This is a genomic window from Pseudomonas sp. Tul2A7 (assembly GCF_054790505.1).
On the sequence record NZ_CP186499.1, the window covers coordinates 286,628 to 305,166 of the forward strand.

General features: G+C 60.4%; 17 protein-coding genes. All 17 read right to left on the minus strand.

Annotated features, from left to right (window positions below; all coding sequences use genetic code 11):
- Positions 1-105 precede the first annotated feature (105 nt).
- The 17 genes from ACOYXJ_RS01430 to rfbF all read right to left on the minus strand — a co-directional run bounded on the left by ACOYXJ_RS01430 (position 106) and on the right by rfbF (position 18,226).
- Positions 106-372, minus strand: coding sequence for a hypothetical protein (locus ACOYXJ_RS01430; protein WP_095122704.1), 267 nt, complete (start codon positions 370-372; stop codon positions 106-108).
- Positions 369-1,658 (minus strand): motility associated factor glycosyltransferase family protein, encoded by a 1,290-nt coding sequence (locus tag ACOYXJ_RS01435; protein WP_460367522.1) that lies wholly within the window; start codon positions 1,656-1,658, stop codon positions 369-371. The genes ACOYXJ_RS01430 and ACOYXJ_RS01435 overlap by 4 nt, the downstream gene beginning before the upstream one ends.
- Before the next feature lie 87 nt (positions 1,659-1,745).
- On the minus strand, positions 1,746-2,672 hold the full coding sequence (locus ACOYXJ_RS01440) for a ketoacyl-ACP synthase III (protein WP_095122707.1): 927 nt from the start codon (positions 2,670-2,672) through the stop codon (positions 1,746-1,748).
- A gap of 226 nt (positions 2,673-2,898) precedes the next feature.
- Positions 2,899-3,951, minus strand: a complete 1,053-nt coding sequence (gene pseI, locus ACOYXJ_RS01445; RefSeq protein WP_460367526.1) for a pseudaminic acid synthase — start codon at positions 3,949-3,951, stop codon at positions 2,899-2,901.
- Positions 3,944-5,449, minus strand: coding sequence for a UDP-2,4-diacetamido-2,4,6-trideoxy-beta-L-altropyranose hydrolase (pseG, locus tag ACOYXJ_RS01450; protein ID WP_460367528.1), 1,506 nt, complete (start codon positions 5,447-5,449; stop codon positions 3,944-3,946). Before pseG ends, pseI begins: the two co-directional genes overlap by 8 nt.
- The gene (pseF, locus tag ACOYXJ_RS01455) at positions 5,446-6,141 is read right to left on the minus strand and encodes a pseudaminic acid cytidylyltransferase (RefSeq protein ID WP_102900447.1); all 696 of its coding nucleotides are present in this window, start codon (positions 6,139-6,141) and stop codon (positions 5,446-5,448) included. Before pseF ends, pseG begins: the two co-directional genes overlap by 4 nt.
- Positions 6,138-6,758: a pseudaminic acid biosynthesis-associated methylase gene (locus tag ACOYXJ_RS01460; protein WP_150795315.1), complete on the minus strand. Its 621-nt coding sequence runs from the start codon at positions 6,756-6,758 to the stop codon at positions 6,138-6,140. The genes pseF and ACOYXJ_RS01460 overlap by 4 nt, the downstream gene beginning before the upstream one ends.
- 31 nt (positions 6,759-6,789) lie before the next feature.
- Positions 6,790-7,947 (minus strand): UDP-4-amino-4,6-dideoxy-N-acetyl-beta-L-altrosamine transaminase, encoded by a 1,158-nt coding sequence (pseC, locus tag ACOYXJ_RS01465; RefSeq protein WP_460367531.1) that lies wholly within the window; start codon positions 7,945-7,947, stop codon positions 6,790-6,792.
- Positions 7,944-8,945 (minus strand): UDP-N-acetylglucosamine 4,6-dehydratase (inverting), encoded by a 1,002-nt coding sequence (pseB, locus tag ACOYXJ_RS01470; protein ID WP_460367533.1) that lies wholly within the window; start codon positions 8,943-8,945, stop codon positions 7,944-7,946. Before pseB ends, pseC begins: the two co-directional genes overlap by 4 nt.
- 23 nt (positions 8,946-8,968) lie before the next feature.
- A complete protein-coding gene (locus ACOYXJ_RS01475; protein WP_460367535.1) occupies positions 8,969-11,884 on the minus strand; it encodes a glycosyltransferase family 2 protein in 2,916 nt (971 codons plus the stop codon).
- A 54-nt stretch (positions 11,885-11,938) separates the two neighbouring features.
- Positions 11,939-12,676 carry a cephalosporin hydroxylase family protein gene (locus ACOYXJ_RS01480; RefSeq protein WP_093439633.1) on the minus strand — a complete coding sequence of 246 codons (738 nt, stop codon included), beginning with the start codon at positions 12,674-12,676 and terminating at the stop codon, positions 11,939-11,941.
- A 17-nt stretch (positions 12,677-12,693) separates the two neighbouring features.
- Complete coding sequence (locus ACOYXJ_RS01485) at positions 12,694-13,764, minus strand: class I SAM-dependent methyltransferase (RefSeq protein WP_460367537.1); 1,071 nt, start codon at positions 13,762-13,764, stop codon at positions 12,694-12,696.
- Positions 13,761-14,612 (minus strand): NAD-dependent epimerase/dehydratase family protein, encoded by an 852-nt coding sequence (locus ACOYXJ_RS01490; protein ID WP_460367539.1) that lies wholly within the window; start codon positions 14,610-14,612, stop codon positions 13,761-13,763. The genes ACOYXJ_RS01485 and ACOYXJ_RS01490 overlap by 4 nt, the downstream gene beginning before the upstream one ends.
- Complete coding sequence (locus tag ACOYXJ_RS01495) at positions 14,609-15,835, minus strand: class I SAM-dependent methyltransferase (protein WP_150795319.1); 1,227 nt, start codon at positions 15,833-15,835, stop codon at positions 14,609-14,611. The genes ACOYXJ_RS01490 and ACOYXJ_RS01495 overlap by 4 nt, the downstream gene beginning before the upstream one ends.
- Positions 15,832-16,392 carry a dTDP-4-dehydrorhamnose 3,5-epimerase gene (gene rfbC / locus ACOYXJ_RS01500; RefSeq protein ID WP_102900440.1) on the minus strand — a complete coding sequence of 187 codons (561 nt, stop codon included), beginning with the start codon at positions 16,390-16,392 and terminating at the stop codon, positions 15,832-15,834. The genes ACOYXJ_RS01495 and rfbC overlap by 4 nt, the downstream gene beginning before the upstream one ends.
- Positions 16,389-17,471 carry a CDP-glucose 4,6-dehydratase gene (gene rfbG / locus ACOYXJ_RS01505; RefSeq protein ID WP_150795321.1) on the minus strand — a complete coding sequence of 361 codons (1,083 nt, stop codon included), beginning with the start codon at positions 17,469-17,471 and terminating at the stop codon, positions 16,389-16,391. The genes rfbC and rfbG overlap by 4 nt, the downstream gene beginning before the upstream one ends.
- Positions 17,453-18,226, minus strand: coding sequence for a glucose-1-phosphate cytidylyltransferase (rfbF, locus tag ACOYXJ_RS01510; RefSeq protein WP_095122733.1), 774 nt, complete (start codon positions 18,224-18,226; stop codon positions 17,453-17,455). The genes rfbG and rfbF overlap by 19 nt, the downstream gene beginning before the upstream one ends.
- Positions 18,227-18,539: the final 313 nt, after the last annotated feature.

Consider the following 18,539-nt stretch of genomic DNA (forward strand, 5'->3'; position numbering starts at 1 on the left):
TGCCACCCCCGCGAAAACAAAGACTTAGCAGCACATCACCCGCGAAAAAATGACGTCATAAAACCGACTGCCGTGCAAACCTGCGGGCCAGTGCTGTCGGCGTGTTCAGGCCGGAACACTTCCCAGCAAATCCACCAGCTCGTACTCCATAGAGTCAGCCAGCCCCAACCAGTCCTGGCGTTCCTGGCATTCGAGCATTTGCAGTAACAGCTGCGCCCACACCTGCTGAACCTCTGTCGGGGCAGACGCTAAACATTGCTGGGCCTTTTCAAACACATCGACCATCGTCAGCGCCGCCTCGACGTCGCGCCCGAGGCGAAACAAACCCGCACACTGGCGACATTCATCCTTGCAGAGACTCAACGCACTCATTGCACAAACTCCGGGTTGAAACCGGTTCCGGCGATCAGCGCCCCGGAGCGGCTGCTGTTGAGAAACTCGACCTGTGGATGCGCAGCGATATAGCGCTCCAGCACGCACAGATAACCGCGAAAGTTGAGCTGTGTGCTGACCCGCTGACCATGCCCATCGCGCACCCAATGCCGCGCCTGATTCACCGGTGGCCCCAGCTCGCCGTCGTTCCAGCCAGCATGGGTCTTGTTCATCGGGAAGGCGAAGTCAGCACCCAACAGCGTGATGCCGGTGGCGCCCATCTTTACCGCCAGATCCACCGCCGGGTGAATCACACTGCCGCCCACGTGCAATAGCGCTCGCGGATGCTGCTCACGCAGGTTCGCGTAGATCGGGCTCGCGGAATAACCTCCGTAACGCTTGCCCTTCCACGCCTTCAACACCGACGGATCGCTCATCGGCAGATACACCAGCGGGATGCCGTCGGACTCCTCGAATGGCAAGTGGCGAAAGCTGATGCGCTGATCAATGCTCACCACCAGGTCAGGCACAATCCCGTGTTCGCGCAGCGGTCGATACGCAGTGTCGACACAGATGAACAACGGGCGTTCGGCGCGTTGACGGATTGCCGCCAGACGCTGGTAATGCTGCTCCAGCGTCGGCCCGGTGGCGATCACGTAGATTTCCCGGCCGGCACAGGTGCCGAACAACTGCGCCACATCCGCATCGGCGAGCAGCACCGGCAGGCATTCCTGCAGACGTTGTTGAATCTCCGTTGACTGCGGATCGAAATCCCGATTATTGAAGCTCAGGTGCACTTCGCTGACCAAGCGATCGCGCACTTTCGCGTTGAAATCGTCGGCCAGCAGCATCTCGGCAGGCAGGGCAAAAAACGGCGTAAAAAAGTCTGGATGATCGCCGGCGTAAAACAACTCGACGCGCGGATCTTCCAGCCACTGGCGCTGATCGAGCAGTTGCACCACCAGCGCGAACAATGCGCCATTGAGGATGTGCACGTACAACCGCTCAAGCCCTTCGCGCTCCAGTAGCACGCTGGGCAAATCGCCGAGGCAAGTACCGTAGACATGCAATTGCGGCTTGTCCGCCAGGCTTGCCGCCTGAATCCGGGCTTCATGGATGCGGTCATGGCGGCTGGTGAGCTGAACACCATTGACGCTGAGCGTCGAACCCAACCCCTGCACCAGTTCGGCCTGGACGGCCGCAGTGTCTTCCGCCACCAGTCGCTCGAACAGCGCCGGCCAACGCCGTTGCAACACCTCGGCATTGGCTTGAAAAAACTCGCTCATGGCGCCTCGCGCTCCGTTTCAGGCAAAAAAATAGCGTTCAAGGTTAACCTTGAACGCTATTTTTGTATCCGCCGTTTTTGATCAGACTCAAGGACGATAGATGATCGCCGAGCCCCACGACAGACCGACACCAAAACCGCTCAGGGCAATACGCTGCCAGTCGGAATCGATCACGTGTTTTTCCAGCAGTAACGGAATGCTCGACGACACGGTATTGCCGGTCTCGACCATGTCCTTGATGAACTTCTCCGGCTCGCCTTCGAAGCGACGCGCCACGGCATCGACAATCGCCGCACTGCCCTGGTGAATGCAGAAGGCATCGATGTCATCCGCCTTCAAACCAGAGTCATCGAGCAACTCGTGCAAGTGTGCCGGCACCTTCAGCAGAGCAAAGTTGAACACCTGACGACCGTTCATGAAGAACACGCCATCGGTCACTTTCAAATGCGGTGCACCGGAACCGTCAGTACCGAACTTGGCCTTGCCCAGCGCCCAGGTCGGATCTTCGCCCATCCACGTCGCAGTCGCGGCATCGCCGAACAGCATGGTGGTGTTGCGGTCTTCCGGATCGACGATTTTCGAATACGGGTCAGCGGTGATCAGCAGGCCGTTCTTCAGGCCGGCGGCTTCCATGAAGCCCTTGATCGCGTAGATGCCGTAGACATAACCGGAGCAGCCCAGGGAAATGTCGAACGCGGCAACGTTGGTTGGCAGACCGAGTTTGTCCTGCACGATCGCTGCGGTGTGCGGCAGGCCTTCTTCGTCACCGTTCTGGGTGACGACGATCAAGGCGTCGATCGATTCACGCTTCAGTTCAGGGTTGCTGGCAAACAGCGCATTGGCCGCTTCCACGCACAGATCGGAGGTTTCCTGTTCAGCGTCTTTGCGTGGCAGAAACGCCGAACCGATCTTGCCAAGGATGAATTCTTCATCCTTCTCGAATTTTGCACCTTGTGCGTAATTGTCCACGCCGGCTACAGGAACGTAGCTCGCAATGCTTTTTATGCCAATCATTACGGCTTCCCAATAAAAAACAGCCCAAGACCACCGCTCGCAAGGATTTCGAGGGGCGCCGACAAACAGAAAACGGCCGCCACAACGGGCAGCCACGGGGAGCGCAAAGGGCTATCACTGGAATCGAAAACGAGCCAGGCGCCATCTCCCCGATCAATACAATACAGTGAAGATGCGCGTTATGACTCGCAGGTCACGCTATTTTGCCGAATCGGTGCAGATCGGGTTATTCGACCAACGACCAGCCCAGCGGCGTGCCGCGCTTGATTGGCGCGCGTGCGCGGCGGCCGAGGACGGCGTCGGTGTGCTTGGGCGGCAGACCAAGACCCGGGCGAATGGCGCGCAGATTGTCCCCGGTAAAGGTGTCACCGGCGGCCATGTCGGCCGTGACATACAGCGAGCGGCGATAGACCAGCGACTTGCGTTCAGCCTCTGTGACGCCGTAATGCACTTGGCCCATGGCCTGCCAGGCGCGCTCGGTTTCCACCACCAGACTGGCCATTTCTGCCGGCTCCAGCGAGAAACTGGCATCGACGCCACCTGCTGAACGGTCGAGGGTGAAGTGCTTTTCCACCACCGTCGCGCCCAGCGCCACCGCCGCTACCGACACGCCAACGCCCATCGAGTGATCGGACAGCCCCACTTCGCAACCGAACAACTCCCGCAGATGGGGAATCGTGCGCACATTGCTGTTGAGCGGTGTCGCCGGATAGGTGCTGGTGCATTTGAGCAGCACCAGATCCTTGCAGCCGGCTTCGCGGGCAGCGCGCACGGTTTCATCCAGTTCGGCGATGCTGGCCATGCCGGTGGAAATGATCAGCGGCTTGCCGGTGGCGGCCACACGACGGATCAACGGCAAATCGGTGTTTTCGAAACTGGCGATCTTGTAGGCCGGCACGTCGAGGCTTTCGAGAAAGTCCACGGCGCTGTCATCGAACGGTGTCGAGAACGCGAGCATGCCCAGTTCCTTGGCACGAGCAAAAATCGGTGCATGCCATTCCCACGGTGTATGAGCTTTTTCATACAAATCGTAGAGCGAAGTACCCGCCCACAAACTGCCCGGATCCTTGATGAAGAATTCGCCTTCAGACAAATCCAGCGTCATGGTTTCGGCAGTGTAGGTTTGCAGCTTCAGCGCATGCGCCCCCGCTTTGGCCGCTGCCTCGACAATTTGCAGGGCGACGTCCAGTGACTGGTTATGGTTGCCGCTCATCTCGGCAATGATGAAGGGCGGCGCGTCGGCACCGATCAAGCGGTTGCCGATCTTGAAACTAGTCATGCGGGTAATCCTTCAAAACACGGGTGAACGCACAGGCACTCTGAGTGAACCCGGCGTCACGAAACACATTCAACGAGGGACGATTGTCCGACAACACCCGAGCGGTGATGACCGTCAGTTGCGGCCAGTGCGCGGCAACAAACGCCTCGCCACGGGCCAATAGCGCCCTGCCCCACCCCAGACCCATCCGTCGTTCGAGCAGGTAGATCGAGACTTCGGCTTCAAACCCGCGCAGGTCATAACGCACAACGCCGACCGCACCGTCATCCGCCTCGGCGATCAACAGCAGACGCTGTGGATTGCGCAAACTCGCCGTCAGCCAGTTCAGGTGCTGCGGCCAGTCGATCACGCCGCTGTCCAGCGACCAGCGCCGTACCGTTTCGGCATTACGCCCATCGAACAGCAACTGCGCATCATCCAAGGTCGCCGCACGCACCTTCAGCACCGCACCGGCCAGTGCCACCGCGACACGCTCGGCACCGCGCCCGTCGACCAGTTGTCGCGAGCGCTCGGCCAGGCTTTGGCGCAAATAATGATTGCCGGTGACAAAGCCGATGGCGTCGCGCAACTGCTCGACACTGACCTGCTCACGAGCGCCCATGAACACATGCGCGCCCGCCGCGGCCATGACTTCGCCGTTGCTCTGCTGGTTGTTTGACACGGCAATGCAAATCGTCGGCAACCCCATCGCCGCCCGCTCCCAACTGGTGCCGCCCCCGGCGCCGATAAACAGATCCGCTTCAGTCATGCGCTGATGGAAATCGCTGACGAAGCTGTGCAGGCGCCAGTTCGGCCGCGTCTCGGCCAAGGCCTGCATCAACGTCCACGCCGGGTTGTCGGCACCGGCGACAAAGTCCACTTGCAGCTCGCTGTAATCGGCCAGGGCGAGCATCGCGTGATGGGTCTGCATGGCCGCATCGAAGCCGCCGAAATTGACCAGCACACGGCGAGCCCTGGGTTTGATTTCGATGGCCGGGCAACAGAACTCTTCGCGCAACATGGCATAGCGCGGGCCGAGCAAGGTGCGACAGCCGTCGGGCAACAGCGGCTGATAATTTTCATGCAGACCGGACAAGTTCTGATTGAGCAAAAGATCTGCGCTGTAGCGCCGGGTAGCCAGATCGTCGACTGCCGCTATGCGCTGCGCCCAGCGCCGGGCGGCGGTTTGCCAGTGATGATCGAGGCCGTAATGATCGACGATGATCCAGTCGAATCCGGCATGGCCGGCCAACAACAGAGCCAGCGCGTCGACGTCGGCCTGCCACGGCAGCATTGATTCGATGGCTTGCTGTGGGTCTTCATCACAATAGAGATCCGGCAACGCAAATGTCTCGAACCCTTCGGCGCTGAGCATATCGAGCCGATGCCCGGGCAATTTTCGGCAGGCAAACGCGACATGACTGCCCTGCCCGCGCAACACTCGCGCCAGCGTCAGGCAGCGGGCAATGTGGCCGCTGCCGATGGTTGGCGAGGCGTCGGCACGGATCAGCACTCTCATTGCAGCTCTCCACCCGCCTTGAGCGCGGCGTATAGGTATTCGGCACGCTTCCAGTCTTCAAGGGTGTCGATGTCCTGCACCAGATGCCGGGGCAGAATCACCGGCAGGCTGGCTGGCGAATAGAGCACCTCGCCGCGCAACCACGCCTCAGTGCGCCCCCAGTAAAACTGACCGGCGTCCTGAAATGCTTCGGGCAAATCCTGCGAACGTGTATTGCGAAATTCCGGATACAAAGCGCTCAACGCACCCTGCCCGTCCAGCGTCAGCGCACGCTGCACCGGAAAACCGAAACTGCACACGGAGAACGCGAAAGACTTGTCCAGGTGCTGCTCCAGCAACTCGATGCCCTGGCGCAGATAGCGCGCCTGCAACAGCGGCGCCGTGGCATACACGCAACAGGCGTAATCGAACGCCGGCAACTGCTGCAAGGCATGCACGATCACTGCCGCCGTGCCGGTGAAGTCATCGGCGAGGTCTGCCGGGCGCAAAAATGGCACCTGCGCGCCATGGGCTCGCGCCACATCGGCAATTTCGCCATCGTCGGTGCTGACCACGACCTGATCGAACAAGCCCGATTCCAGCGCAGTGCGGATCGAACGGACAATCATCGGCACGCCGTCGAATGGCAAGAGATTCTTGCGCGGGATGCGTTTGCTGCCGCCACGGGCCGGGATGATTGCGACGTTGCTCAAGGACGTTTTTCCAACAGGAACCAGGTGATGTCGTCCACAGGAAACTGCGGATCGCGGTGATAGACGAAACCATAATCCAGCAAGTGCAAATCGGCATAGCGATCGAGCATTTCACCGGCAAAGTCGCGCTTGAACAGCTTGCCGCTGTTGCCACGATAGGACACTTCCACCGGTGCCGGATTGTAATACTCGGCGATCAGGATGTAGCGCTGGCTCAACGCGTACAACTGCGCATAAGCGGTCGGCAACAGCTCCGGGGCCAAGTGAATCAGCACGCCTTTACTCAGTGTCAGGTCGTAGCGGCGCTCGCGCGGGAAATCGAACAGCGAGCCATGCCAGATCTGTGCAATGTCCAACGCCCGAGCCTGAGCACAGGCGCTGTCATTGATCTCGACGCCGAACAGCTGGCAACGGGGCAGCAGTTGATGCAACGCCTGCAAATTGTTGCCGGCGTTAGTGCCCAGTTCGATCAGGCTCTCGATGCCTGCGGCACGGCTCAACGCTTTGGCAAACAAGGCGAGATTAGCCGCCACCAGTGGTTGGCCGATATTGCGCTCGACGTACTGGTTACCGAAATCGCCCTGCCAGAACTTTTCCTGCTCACTCAAATGACGCATTGCAGATACTCATCCTTTGCCTCAGCGGCAATTATTCGGTCAGTCGACGCAATTGCTCGACCACGTAATCCTGTTGCGCATCGCTCAACAGCGGAAACAGCGGCAGGCTGATCGCCTCGGCGTAATAACGCTCGGCCTCGGGGAAATCGCCCTCGGCGAAACCCAGGTCGCGATAGTACGGCTGCAGGTGCACAGGAATGTAGTGCAGATTCACGCCAACACCGGCAGCACGCAAGCCTTCAAACACCTGACGATGACTGAGGCCGATGCGATCGGTCTGCAGCCGAATCACATACAGGTGCCAAGCCGACTCCGCCTCGGGCTGAGGGCTGGGCAACGTTACCGGCAAGTACGCCAGCAGGCGAGCGTAACGCGCGGCCAGCTCGCGGCGCCGGTCGATGAAGTCGTCGAGTTTGCTCAGTTGCGACCAACCCAGTGCTGCCTGCAGATCAGTGATCCGGTAGTTGAAACCCAGCTCGATCTGCTGGTAGTACCACGGGCCATGACTGGCCTCGGTCATTTGCTGCGGATCGCGGGTCATGCCGTGGCTGCGCAAACGTTGCAGGCGCTCGGCCAGCTCCGGGCGGTTGGTCAACACCATGCCGCCTTCGGCGCTGGTGATGATCTTCACCGGGTGAAAACTGAACACCGTCATTGCTGCGAATTGACCGCAGCCAACCGGACGCCCTGCGTAGGACGCACCCACCGCGTGAGACGCATCTTCGATCACGGTGAAGTTGTAGCGCTCGGCCAGTTCGGCAATCTTGCGCATGTCGCAGCTCTGCCCGGAGAACGCCACCGCCACCAGCACCTTCGGCAAAGTGCCGTCCTGCTCGGCCTGATCGAGTTTCGCTGCAAGAGCGAAGGCGTCGAGGTTCCAGGTCAACGGATCGATGTCGACGAAATCAACCTCGGCACCGCAATAACGTCCACAGTTGGCCGAGGCAAGGAAGGTATTCGGCGTTGTCCATAAACGCTCACCTGGCCCCAGACCGGCGGCCAGACAGGCAATGTGCAGCGCCGCCGTGGCGTTGCACACCGCGACGGCGAAGTCAGCCTGGCAACGCTCGGCCATTGCCTGCTCGAAACGCTCGATGCTCGGCCCTTGGGTCAGCCAGTCCGACTGCAGCACTTCGACGACGGCGTCGATGTCTGCCTGATCGAGGCTTTGCCGACCGTAGGGAATCATACCGAGAGCTTCGCGTGCAGATCGGCGATCTGCCCGACCGAGAGGAAATGCGGGTTGGTGTCGGAGCGGTACTCGAAATCTTCGCTGACGACACGCCCCTGCTCACCGAGTCTGTCGACGGCGAAATCGACATCGACACTGGTGAAGCGAATCGACGGCTGGATCGTGTAGTGATCTTCGAACTCAAGGGTCATCCGCGCATCGTCCAGCGGCACCATCAACTCATGCAGCTTTTCACCGGGTCGAATGCCGACGTGCTTGTGCGGCAGATGTTCAGCCATGCCGCGCGCCAGATCGACGATGCGGATCGACGGGATCTTCGGCACGAACACTTCGCCGCCGTGCATCCGCGCAAAGCTGTCGAGGACGAATTGCACGCCGTGGTCGAGGGTGATCCAGAACCGTGTCATGCGTTCGTCGGTGATCGGCAACTCCTGAACACCGTCGGCGATCAGCTTGCTGAAGAACGGCACCACCGAACCGCGCGAGCCGGCCACGTTGCCGTAGCGCACTACGGCAAAACGGGTTTCCTGCTCGCCGGCAATGTTGTTGGCGGCGACGAACAATTTGTCCGAAAGCAACTTGGTTGCGCCGTACAGATTGATCGGGCTGGCCGCCTTGTCGGTGGACAGCGCGACAACTTTTTTCACGCCGTTGTCGATGGCGGCGGCGATGATGTTCTCCGCGCCGTTGACGTTGGTGCGGATGCATTCGGTCGGGTTGTATTCCGCCGCCGGCACTTGCTTCAACGCCGCGGCATGCACCACGTAGTCGATGCCGCGCATGGCCTGACGCAGGCGATCGGCGTCACGCACATCACCAATGAAGTAACGCATGCATGGCGCGTTGAACGTCTGCTGCATTTCATACTGCTTCAGCTCGTCACGGGAGAACACCACCACGCGCTTGGGCTGGTATTGCTCGAGCAGACGCGCAATGAATTTGCGCCCGAACGAACCGGTGCCGCCGGAGATGAAAATCGATTTACCGTTGAACATATGCTGATTCCTGTCCGGCACGCTTAAGCGAGCAACTGTGCCCAGTTGATCGAGGCATTTTCACCCAGGGTGAAACCTTTGCCGCTCAGCGCCAGGTTGGCGTTGTAAGCCGGATCCTGCGCGAAGACATCGCTCCATTTTTCACGCAGTGCCGCCAGTGCTTGCGGTGCCTGCGGCAGCTCACCGGTATGCAGCACCTGCACCAACGGCGTCCACACGGTGAGGTAACCGGCCTGACCGGCCTTGAGGCACAGATCGACATCGGCATAACCCTCGACGAAGGTCACTTCGTCCAGTCCGCCAAGGACGTTGAACAGCTCTTTGCGCACCATCAGGCAGACCTTCGACACGGCCGAGTAATTCTGCTCGACGGCCAGACGGTGCATGTAGCCGGCTGCCGCGTGTTTATCACCGATGAAGGCCGATCCCACGCCATCGTTGAGGCCAAGAATCAGACCGGCCTGAGCGATGTTGCCGTCACGGTCGACCAATTTCGCACCGACGATGCCCACTTCCGGACGCTGGGCGTGGTTGAGCAGCGAATCGATCCAGTTCGGATTGACGACTTCACTGTCTGCGGCCAGCAGTACCAGATACTCACCCTGAGCCTGCTCGCTGGCAGCGTTGTACAGCGCGACTTCGCTCAGCGGCTGATCGGCACGCAACACATTGACTTTGGCGTGGCGCAGCGTGCCCAGCCAGTCGTTGACCGCTGCCGACTGATTGGCGTTTGCCGCCAGCAACACTTCATAACGACTGTAACGGGTTCGGAGCAACACGCCTTCCAGGCAGCGGCGCAGCACTGGCAGATCATCGATGACCGGCACAATGATCGAAACCAGTGGCTGTTCGGTGTGACGGTAATCGATCTGCCAGGTGCCCGGCGCCGTCGACGTGACCTTGGCCTTGTAGCCGCGATTACCCAGATGACGCAACAATGCCTGACGCTCGTGGGCGTTTTCTTCAAGCTCTGCCGCCTGAGTGATCAGCAACGGCTCGTCGAGGTGCGCGAGGCCATCGAGGCCACCCTGCTCAATAATGCGCAGCAGCAGGTCGAATTCCAGCGCCTTGCTGAAATCGGCCTGATAACCGCCGGCGTCGAGCAACACTTCGCGACGGATCAACCAATGGCGCGCCATCAGTGCCGGCACGCTTTGCAGCAGATCCAGATTGAAACCGGGGCGGAACACGTCAACCAGCGCGCCATTGTCCTTGCGCTGGATCTCGTCGGTGGCGACGGCACGTACACCCTCTGCCGACATCAGTTCCAGGCTGGCGCGCAACAGGCCGCTGGCGGTGAACTGGTCACCCGCCTCTCCCAGCAGTAACCAATCGCTTGGCGACTGCTGAGCGCTCTGGTTGAGCTTGTCGACAAAGTTGCTTTGGGTAACACGGACAAAGTGCAGAGTGTTTTGTGCCGTCGTCGCCGCCGGTGCTTCGCCGGTGGTGAACACGACAATCCTGAACGCTTTGCAGTGACCTTCCAGCAGGCTGTCGAGCGACACCTGCAACTTGTCGATGTCGTTGTCCAGGTCGAGCAGGAAAATGCCGAATTGCGGGCCACCGCCTTCAGTCGCCAGATGTTGGCCAATCGACTCGAGTTGTTCGATCGCCGGCGTGCGAGCCGCCAGCCACTGCAACAGGCGACCGGACTTCATTTTGCCGAAGACTGGCTGATGATCGTCGACCGTCAGCGCTTCAAGACGGGCGATCCACTCGCGCATGGCTTGCGCGGCGCTTTCGTCACCGACAACGTCCAGCTGCGCCGCCAGGCGTTTGACCACAGTCTGGTTGAAGGCGTTGAGATCATGGGCCTGCCACAACCGGTCAACCACACTTTCCGCCGTGTCGTTGTTGCGCGCCTGCAACAGATGCGCCTGACGGGCCCACACGCCTTCCAGCCCTTCGAGTTGCATGCGACCGGCCGGCAGCGTGTGCAAGATGAATTCGAACTGCTCCAGACGCTCAAAGAATGCCTGGTTGTAAAACGGCATTTCGACATACTGCAGCGGGCCAAAACGACGATCCGGTGCCTTCAGTTCCTGGTTCCAGGTCGACTCGATAATCAGCTCGGCGGTCAGCGCACGCCCGGACTTCAGGCTGTCGGCCATTGCCTCGAAACTCTCCAGGGCAAAGGCCTTGGCCTGCCCGGGATCCAGCCCTTCGATAGCGGTAGGCAGCGAGACGAGGAACTCGGCAAACGCCTCGCGTTCGGCGACCGATTTGGCGTCGACGTAGGTCAGCGAGTGATACACATCGGTATTGTGCTCGGAGACACCGTAGTTGATCTCGCGCACCACGTACGGAATCGGCAGGATGCGCGCCTTGGCACTGGCCAGCAGGTAGTAGACATGGCCAATTTCCTGCCACTGGAAATTGGTCCCCGGCGGCAGCGCCGCATGCCAGTTTTTCATCAGGTCAGTACGGGTTACCGCGTAGAACGGCGGGATGTACTGGCTCATGTAATCGAGGACGCGATCCTGCGCCCGCTCGGACGCATAGTCTTCCTGGACTTTCTTGTCACGGCGGTAGTAGTTCACGCCATGGGCCAATGACAGGTACATCAGGCAGTAGCCGTGGCACATACCGTAATCAGGGTTGGCATGCAGGAAGCCAACGGACTCTGCCAGTGAATCATGCAGGATGAAGTCGTCGTCGGCCGCCAGCACCATGTACGGCGTGGTCAGATGCTCGACACCATAGGCCAGTTTGGCCTGCATGCCCCAGTAGGCGAACTGCGGCACATGGTGGTAATCGACGGCGGAGAAGTCGCCTTCAGGTCGTTCGAGTGTCGAATCGAGCACCATGATCCTGCAGGGCAAGCTGCTGTAATACTTCACCGCCCGGCGCAGAAACGCCGGCCGATTGTGAGTAATCAGGACGACGGTCAATAGCTCTTCGAGCGGTAGCGCCAGTTCAGTACTGTACTTGCCTTGCATAACTTCTCTCCACAACCGGCGACTCGCCGAAACAACGCTTGGTGATGTTGCGAATTAACGGACGCGACGCAGATAGCCGTCCGGCGCCACGGTGATCAGCAGCTTGTTTTGCAACTGCTGGTCGATCTCGAAATCCTGGTTCTCTTCGAGGTATTTCCACACGGCGGTTTTCGGGTTGTCGCCCGGGCCCCATGGGCGATCCGGGAAGAAATCGGCCGGCATGTCTTCGACCACGGTGTCCATCACCACGCAGTAGCTGTCGACCGACACCAGCGGTGCGTACAGACGCAGTTCTTCGAGGACGTGATCGTGGGTGTGGTTGGAGTCGAGCACCAGAATGACTTTCTTGCCTTTGGCCGCAGCCTGCACCTGGGCGGCAATGCCGGCGTCGATGCTCGAACCTTCGATCATCTTGATGCGCTTGGCCATCGGGTGGCTTTCGATTGCTTCGCGGTTGTGCGGGCGAATGTCGAGGTCGATGCCCAGCACTTCGCCGTGGCCTTGCAGCTCCAGCAACGAGGCGTAGTAGATGATCGAACCGCCGTGGGCGATGCCGCACTCGATGACCAGGTCCGGTTTGACCTGCCAGATGATCTCCTGCATGGCCATCATGTCTTGTGGCAGCTGGATGATCGGACGGCCCATCCACGAGAAGTGGTAGCTGTATTTGTGCTTGGCCGATTCATTGAAGAAATCGCGGGCCAGGCCGGTGAGTTTCTGGTCGTCACCCTGCTGGGCAATCTGTTCCCGGCACTCGGCTTCGAAGGCTTGGTTGATGCTGTTGTCGGTCATTTTAATAATCTCAAGGGTCACTGAAACGAAGCGCTGTCGACGGCGTGATAGACGTAGCGTCCACCGGTCATCCGCTTGATCTCTTCGAGGTAATTGGAATTCATCACAAACAGGTTGGCGCCCTCGGGCAGCGCGTCCATCGCCTCTTGTGGCGAGGACACCCGTGCGCCGCTCAATGGCAGATAACGCCCCTGCTTGGCCGGGTTGATATCCACCACACGATCCACTGCCACCCCGGCGCGTTGCAGGAACAGCGAATAGATCACGCCTTTGGACGAGGCGCCCCAGATCGCCGAACCCTGCTCGGGAGCAGACTGAATGATCTGCACGGCACGATCGAGGCTGGCGGTGAACCCGTCAGGCAGCGCAAGGCGCGGCACCGGTTGCTCCGGGGTCAGGCGCAATGTCCCAAGGTCGGCGACGATGTACAGGTATTGGCCACCGAACAGGTGACCGGCCTCATGCACGGTGCCGAACATCCGGCGCAGGTCATCGAGGCGGAAATAATTGACGTGTTCGTAGAACAGATCGAACCAGGCTTTGTGTTCGAGAATCCAGTCGAAGCACGGCACTTCGATGTAGATCTGCCCGCCCTGATTGGCGTTGGCAATTTCAGCGAGGAAGCTCACCGGATCCTGAATATGTTCCAGCACATGGCGCAGCACGATGGCATCAGCCGCCAGTCCCAGGCCACGGGAAAACGGCGCCTTGATCACGTCGGCGTTTTCGCCTTCGTACGCCGGGTCGATTCCGGTGATCGCATAACCGAGGCCCTTGAGCAACTCAAGAAAGTAGCCCTTGCCGCAGCCGACTTCGATCAGTTCCTGACCCTTGAAGTGCTTGGCGATGATGCCTTCGACGTCACTCAAGTGCTTCTGGAACTGACCGGAATGCGCCTGTTCGTTCTGGTAATCGGCGTCGTAGCTGAGTTTGTCGGCGTCGAACGCGGCGTTGAAGATCAAACCGCTGCGCTCGTCCTGCACCAACTGCATGTCGGCACTGGCCGAGGCCTGTGCCGATGCGGCATCGGCAAAGGTGCGGTTCTGCAGCACCGGCAGGTCGGTGACCCGGTACAACTCGTGCTTCATTGCGGCTCTCCCAGTAACTGTTGCAAACGCTCGGTCACCGCCCAGAACGCCAGGGGTTCGTGGGTTGGGTATGGGTAGTGGCCGAGGTTCAGATTCAGTGTCGCGCCACGTTCGCGCAGGCGCTGTTCAACCAATGAACGCACCGACACCGGTTGGCCGCTGGCGCAATTGATCACGCCGTTGAAGTCGGTTTTTTGCAGGATCGCGGCGAGGTAACCGGCAGCGCGCTCAATCGGCAGAAAATCGCGCAGCTGCTCACCGGCCGACATGTTGAACGACGGCTCACCGGCATCGATCGCCCGGTCCAGTGCCGCCAACAGACTGTTGGGGTTCTGACCTTCGCCATGCAGATAGAACAAGCGCGCCCACTGCAAGGTGAACGGTTGTTCCTGCTGCAGATTTTGCAAAAACAGCTGTAGCGTGTGCTTGGCCAGACCGTAAGGATTGCTCGGCTGCGGCTCGGTGCTTTCGCTGAGTGGCCCGCTTTGCATGCCGTATTCAAAACAGGTGCCGGTGACCAGCACCTGCTGCACGCCCGCCTCGACCGCGCTTTTGATAAAGCGGTAATCAGCCATCAGGTTGTGCTCGAAATGGAACAGCGCCCGATAGTTCGGCAAACCCGGCCAGGCCAGATGCGCCAGTGCGTCGATGCCATCGGTCAACGCGTGGATATCGAGATCGGCGGCGTGAATATCCGCGGCGATGAACTCGACGTTGTTGATCCACGGCATGCCTTGCGCGGTTTCTGCGTTACGCGCCACGGCGCGAACATTGCAGCCGCGCGCAAGCAACGCCGCGACCAGATGCCGACCGACAAACCCTGTGGCGCCAGTGACCAGAACCTTCACAGCACGCTCAACTCAGGCACGGCGATCACAAAGCGGCCATCCCACTGACGCACTTGCGCCAGTTGCTGACTGACTTCGTGCAGCAGGTTCCACGGCAGCACCAGCACGTAATCCGGTTTTTCGAGATCAATCTGCGCCGGCGCCACAATCGGAATGCGGCTACCCGGCAGGAACTTGCCCTGCTTGTGCGGATTGGCATCAGCCACCCAGGCCAGCAGGTCCGGTTTGACCCCGGCGTAGTTGAGCAAGGTGTTGCCCTTGGCCGCCGCGCCGTAACCGACCACACGTTTGCCGTCGGCCTTGGCCTGCAACAGGAAGCGCAACAGTTCATGCTTGATGCGTTCAGCGGCGGGCGCGAGGGTGGCGTAGTACTCGGCGGTTTTTACCCCGGCATCCAGTTCGGCTTGCAATTGTTGCTGCACCGCAGGTTGAACCGCACGGCGCTGGCCGTCCTTGCGCTGCACGAACACGCGCAGCGAACCGCCATGGGTGGTCAGTTGGCTGACGTCGAACACTTCCAGACCATTGCGCTCGCACAGGGTCTGCACGGCAGTCAGCGACAGATAGGAATAGTGCTCGTGATAGAGCGTGTCGAACTGCGCGCCCGCCATCAGCGTCAGCAGTTGCGGGAATTCGAAGGTGGCCACGCCGGTTGGCTTGAGCAGCGTCGCGAAGCCGCCGAGGAAATCGTTGATATCCGGCACATGCGCGAGCACGTTGTTGGCCGCCATCAGGTCGGCGCCCCAGCCTTCGCTGTGCAACTGCGCAGCGGTGTCGCGACCGAAGAACAGTTCGCGGATTTCCAGGCCTTTTTCCCGCGCCGCTTGTGCGGTGCTGCGGGTCGGCTCAACGCCAAGGCACGCAATGCCGCGAGCGGCAACGTACTGCAGCAGATAACCGTCGTTGGCGGCGATTTCGACCACGCGACTGTCGGCAGTCAGGCCAAAGCGCTCGACCATCTCGGCGACATAGCGCTCGGCATGGGCCAGCCAGGTGCTGGAGAACGAACTGAAATAGGCATACTCGGCGTCGAACAGGCTGTCGGCGCTGGTGTAATCCTCGGTCTGTACCAGCCAACATTGCTGGCACACCGCGACCTTCAGCGGCACCCACTGCTCGGCCTGTTCCAGGCGATCAGCGTGGACGTAGGCGTTGGACGGCGGCGAGGTACCAAGGTCGATCAGCGGCAGGCTCAGCGGTGCGGCGCACCCACGGCAGTTCATAGACGCACTCCAGCAAAGTGTTGATCAAGCGCGGGATGGCTGGAATCCCGCGCTGACAAATTATTGACAGGCAACGGCCAGGCAATCGCCAGCCGTGGATCGTTCACCGACAGACCGCCCTCGTGCTCCGGCGCGTAATCGGCGCTGTGCAAGTAAAGCAATTCGGCGTCTTCGCTGAGCGTCTGGAAACCATGAGCGAAACCAGCCGGGATCAACAGGCTGCGACCATCACCGGCCTTCAGGTGCTCGGCGTGCCAGTGCAGAAACGTTTCGGAGTCGGGACGCAGATCCACCGCCACGTCCCACACTTCACCGCGCAGGCAGGTGATCAGTTTGGCTTCCGGGGCGTTGCCATTCTGATAATGCAGACCGCGCACACTGCCCTTCTCGCGAGTGCAGGAATGGTTGATCTGACGGATATGGAATTCACTGCCGAACGCACTCAGGCTGCCTTCGCAGAACAGCCGGGCAAAGTGCCCACGCTGATCTTCGAAACGTTTGTGCTGGACGCTGAACAACCCGGCCAGCGGCAACGCCTTCAGGGAAAACTCGCTCACAGCGCGCCTCGGTACAGGTTCAATTGGCCGAGGGTGACAGTGCGCATGTCATCGCCGTTCTGCCACGCCAGGTGCCAGTCGAGGGTCTGGGTCAGGCATGCCTGCAAGGTCCAGCGTGGTTGCCAGCCGAGCAGTTGGCGCGCGCGGCTGCTGTCCAGACGCAACAGACCCGCCTCGTGCAGTTCGCTTTTTTCGATGCGCAAACCGCGCGCCTGCGGCCAGCGGCTGGCGAGCAATTCGACGACTTCGCCAACGCTGCACATGTCCGCCTCGCCCGGGCCGAAGTTCCACGCCCCAGCATATTCCGGCCCTTGTTCGTAGAGGCCGGCGGCCAATTGCAGGTAACCGGCGAGCGGCTCCAGCGCGTGCTGCCACGGGCGTACGGCTTGCGGATAGCGCAAGGTCACCGGCTCGTCGGCGGTCCAGGCTTTGAGCACGTCGGGAATCAGGCGCTCAGGGGCAAAATCGCCGCCGCCGAGGACGTTGCCGGCGCGCGCGGTGGCCAGGGCCAGACCGTGTTCGGCGTACTTGTCCGCCGGGAAAAACGACGCGGCATAAGACTGTGCGAGCAGTTCACAGCAGGCCTTGCTGCTGCTGTAAGGATCGTGGCCACCAAGGGCTTCGTCTTCGCGGTATGGCCACAGCCATTCCTTGTTGGCGTAGACCTTGTCGGTGGTCACCAGCACACAGGCGCGCACGCAGCCGACCTGACGAATCGCTTCGAGCAGGTTCAGCGTGCCCATGACGTTGCTGGAGTAAGTGCCGAGCGGATCGCGATAGCCTTCGCGCACCAACGGCTGAGCGGCCAGGTGTAGCACGATCTCCGGCTCGGTGTCGGCGATGATTTCCAGCAAGGCGCCGAGATCACGCAGATCACCGCGCTGATCGTTGATGCCTTCATGCACGCGCGCCAGTTCGAACAGGCTCGGTTCGGTCGACGGATCGAGGGAAAAACCGCTGACTTGCGCGCCGAGGCTTTGCAGCCACAGGGTCAGCCAACTGCCCTTGAAACCGGTATGCCCGGTGACGAGGACGCGTTTGCCGCGCCAGAAATCCGCACTCAGGCCCATTGCTTCCATGGGGCCTCCCCGCTCTGCCACAGCGCTTCGAGATGGTTCTTGTCGCGCAGGGTGTCCATCGGATGCCAAAAGCCTTCGTGCTCGAAGGCTTTCAGTTGTTCGTCCGCGGCCAGACGCGCCAGGGGCTCGGCTTCCCAAGTGGTCGCGTCATCGGCGATGTACGGCAGCACTTTGGGCGACAGTACGAAAAAGCCACCGTTGATCCAGCCACCGTCACCGCGAGGTTTTTCGGTGAAACCCAGCACTTGATCGCCTTGACGCTCAAGCGCGCCGTAACGACCCGGCGGTTGCACGGCAGTGACCGTCGCGAGACGGCCGTGGCCTTTATGGAAGTCCACGAGTTGCGCAATGTTGATATCGGAAACGCCGTCGCCGTAGGTGAAGCAGAACGCCTCTTCATCCTGCAGATAACGGCCAGCGCGCAGCAGACGGCCACCGGTCATGGTTTCCTCACCGGTGTCGATGAGTGTGACGCTCCACGGCTCGCTGTAATTCTGGTGCACGTCCATGCGGTTTTCGCGCATGTTGAAGGTGACGTCGGAGGTGTGCAGGAAGTAGTTGGCGAAGAAGTCCTTGATCGCATAGCCCTTGTAGCCAAGGCAAATCACGAAGTCATGAATCCCGTGGGCGGAATACTGCTTCATGATGTGCCAGAGAATTGGCTTGCCGCCGATCTCGATCATCGGCTTGGGCTTGAGGTGCGACTCTTCACTGATGCGCGTGCCGAGGCCACCCGCCAAAATAACTGCCTTCATCGTCTCCCCTCTTGTTCTTCACCGGGCTGCGCGCCGCTTTCTTGAGCTTTGCGGGCCTTCTGGCTAAACCTTTTGCCGATCCGTGCGCCGCTGGAGTGACCGCGAACGCTCGTTTTATGGCGATTTACAGGGGACTTGCAGGAAACGCGCCAGCTCCACAAGCCCCTCACCCTAACCCTCTCCCAAAGGGAGAGGGGACTGATCGAGTAGTTTGCGAGAAGTACGCCGACGTGAAATACCGAGTCGAACCCAGATCCTGAATCAGATCAAAAGCCCCTCACCCTAGCCCTCTCCCGGAGGGAGAGGGGACTGA

Bases quoted from the DNA above. Each gene is read 5' to 3' on its own strand.
- rfbG (WP_150795321.1), bottom strand. From the start codon at position 17,471: ATGGAAGCAATGGGCCTGAGTGCGGATTTCTGGCGCGGCAAACGCGTC.
- ACOYXJ_RS01480 (WP_093439633.1), bottom strand. From the start codon at position 12,676: ATGACCGACAACAGCATCAACCAAGCCTTCGAAGCCGAGTGCCGGGAA.
- pseG (WP_460367528.1), bottom strand. From the start codon at position 5,449: ATGAGAGTGCTGATCCGTGCCGACGCCTCGCCAACCATCGGCAGCGGC.
- ACOYXJ_RS01440 (WP_095122707.1), bottom strand. From the start codon at position 2,672: ATGATTGGCATAAAAAGCATTGCGAGCTACGTTCCTGTAGCCGGCGTG.
- ACOYXJ_RS01435 (WP_460367522.1), bottom strand. From the start codon at position 1,658: ATGAGCGAGTTTTTTCAAGCCAATGCCGAGGTGTTGCAACGGCGTTGG.
- ACOYXJ_RS01485 (WP_460367537.1), bottom strand. From the start codon at position 13,764: ATGAAGCACGAGTTGTACCGGGTCACCGACCTGCCGGTGCTGCAGAAC.
- pseC (WP_460367531.1), bottom strand. From the start codon at position 7,947: ATGATTCCCTACGGTCGGCAAAGCCTCGATCAGGCAGACATCGACGCC.
- rfbF (WP_095122733.1), bottom strand. From the start codon at position 18,226: ATGAAGGCAGTTATTTTGGCGGGTGGCCTCGGCACGCGCATCAGTGAA.
- ACOYXJ_RS01430 (WP_095122704.1), bottom strand. From the start codon at position 372: ATGAGTGCGTTGAGTCTCTGCAAGGATGAATGTCGCCAGTGTGCGGGT.
- ACOYXJ_RS01475 (WP_460367535.1), bottom strand. From the start codon at position 11,884: ATGCAAGGCAAGTACAGTACTGAACTGGCGCTACCGCTCGAAGAGCTA.
- ACOYXJ_RS01460 (WP_150795315.1), bottom strand. From the start codon at position 6,758: ATGCGTCATTTGAGTGAGCAGGAAAAGTTCTGGCAGGGCGATTTCGGT.
- ACOYXJ_RS01495 (WP_150795319.1), bottom strand. From the start codon at position 15,835: ATGAACTGCCGTGGGTGCGCCGCACCGCTGAGCCTGCCGCTGATCGAC.
- pseI (WP_460367526.1), bottom strand. From the start codon at position 3,951: ATGACTAGTTTCAAGATCGGCAACCGCTTGATCGGTGCCGACGCGCCG.
- pseB (WP_460367533.1), bottom strand. From the start codon at position 8,945: ATGTTCAACGGTAAATCGATTTTCATCTCCGGCGGCACCGGTTCGTTC.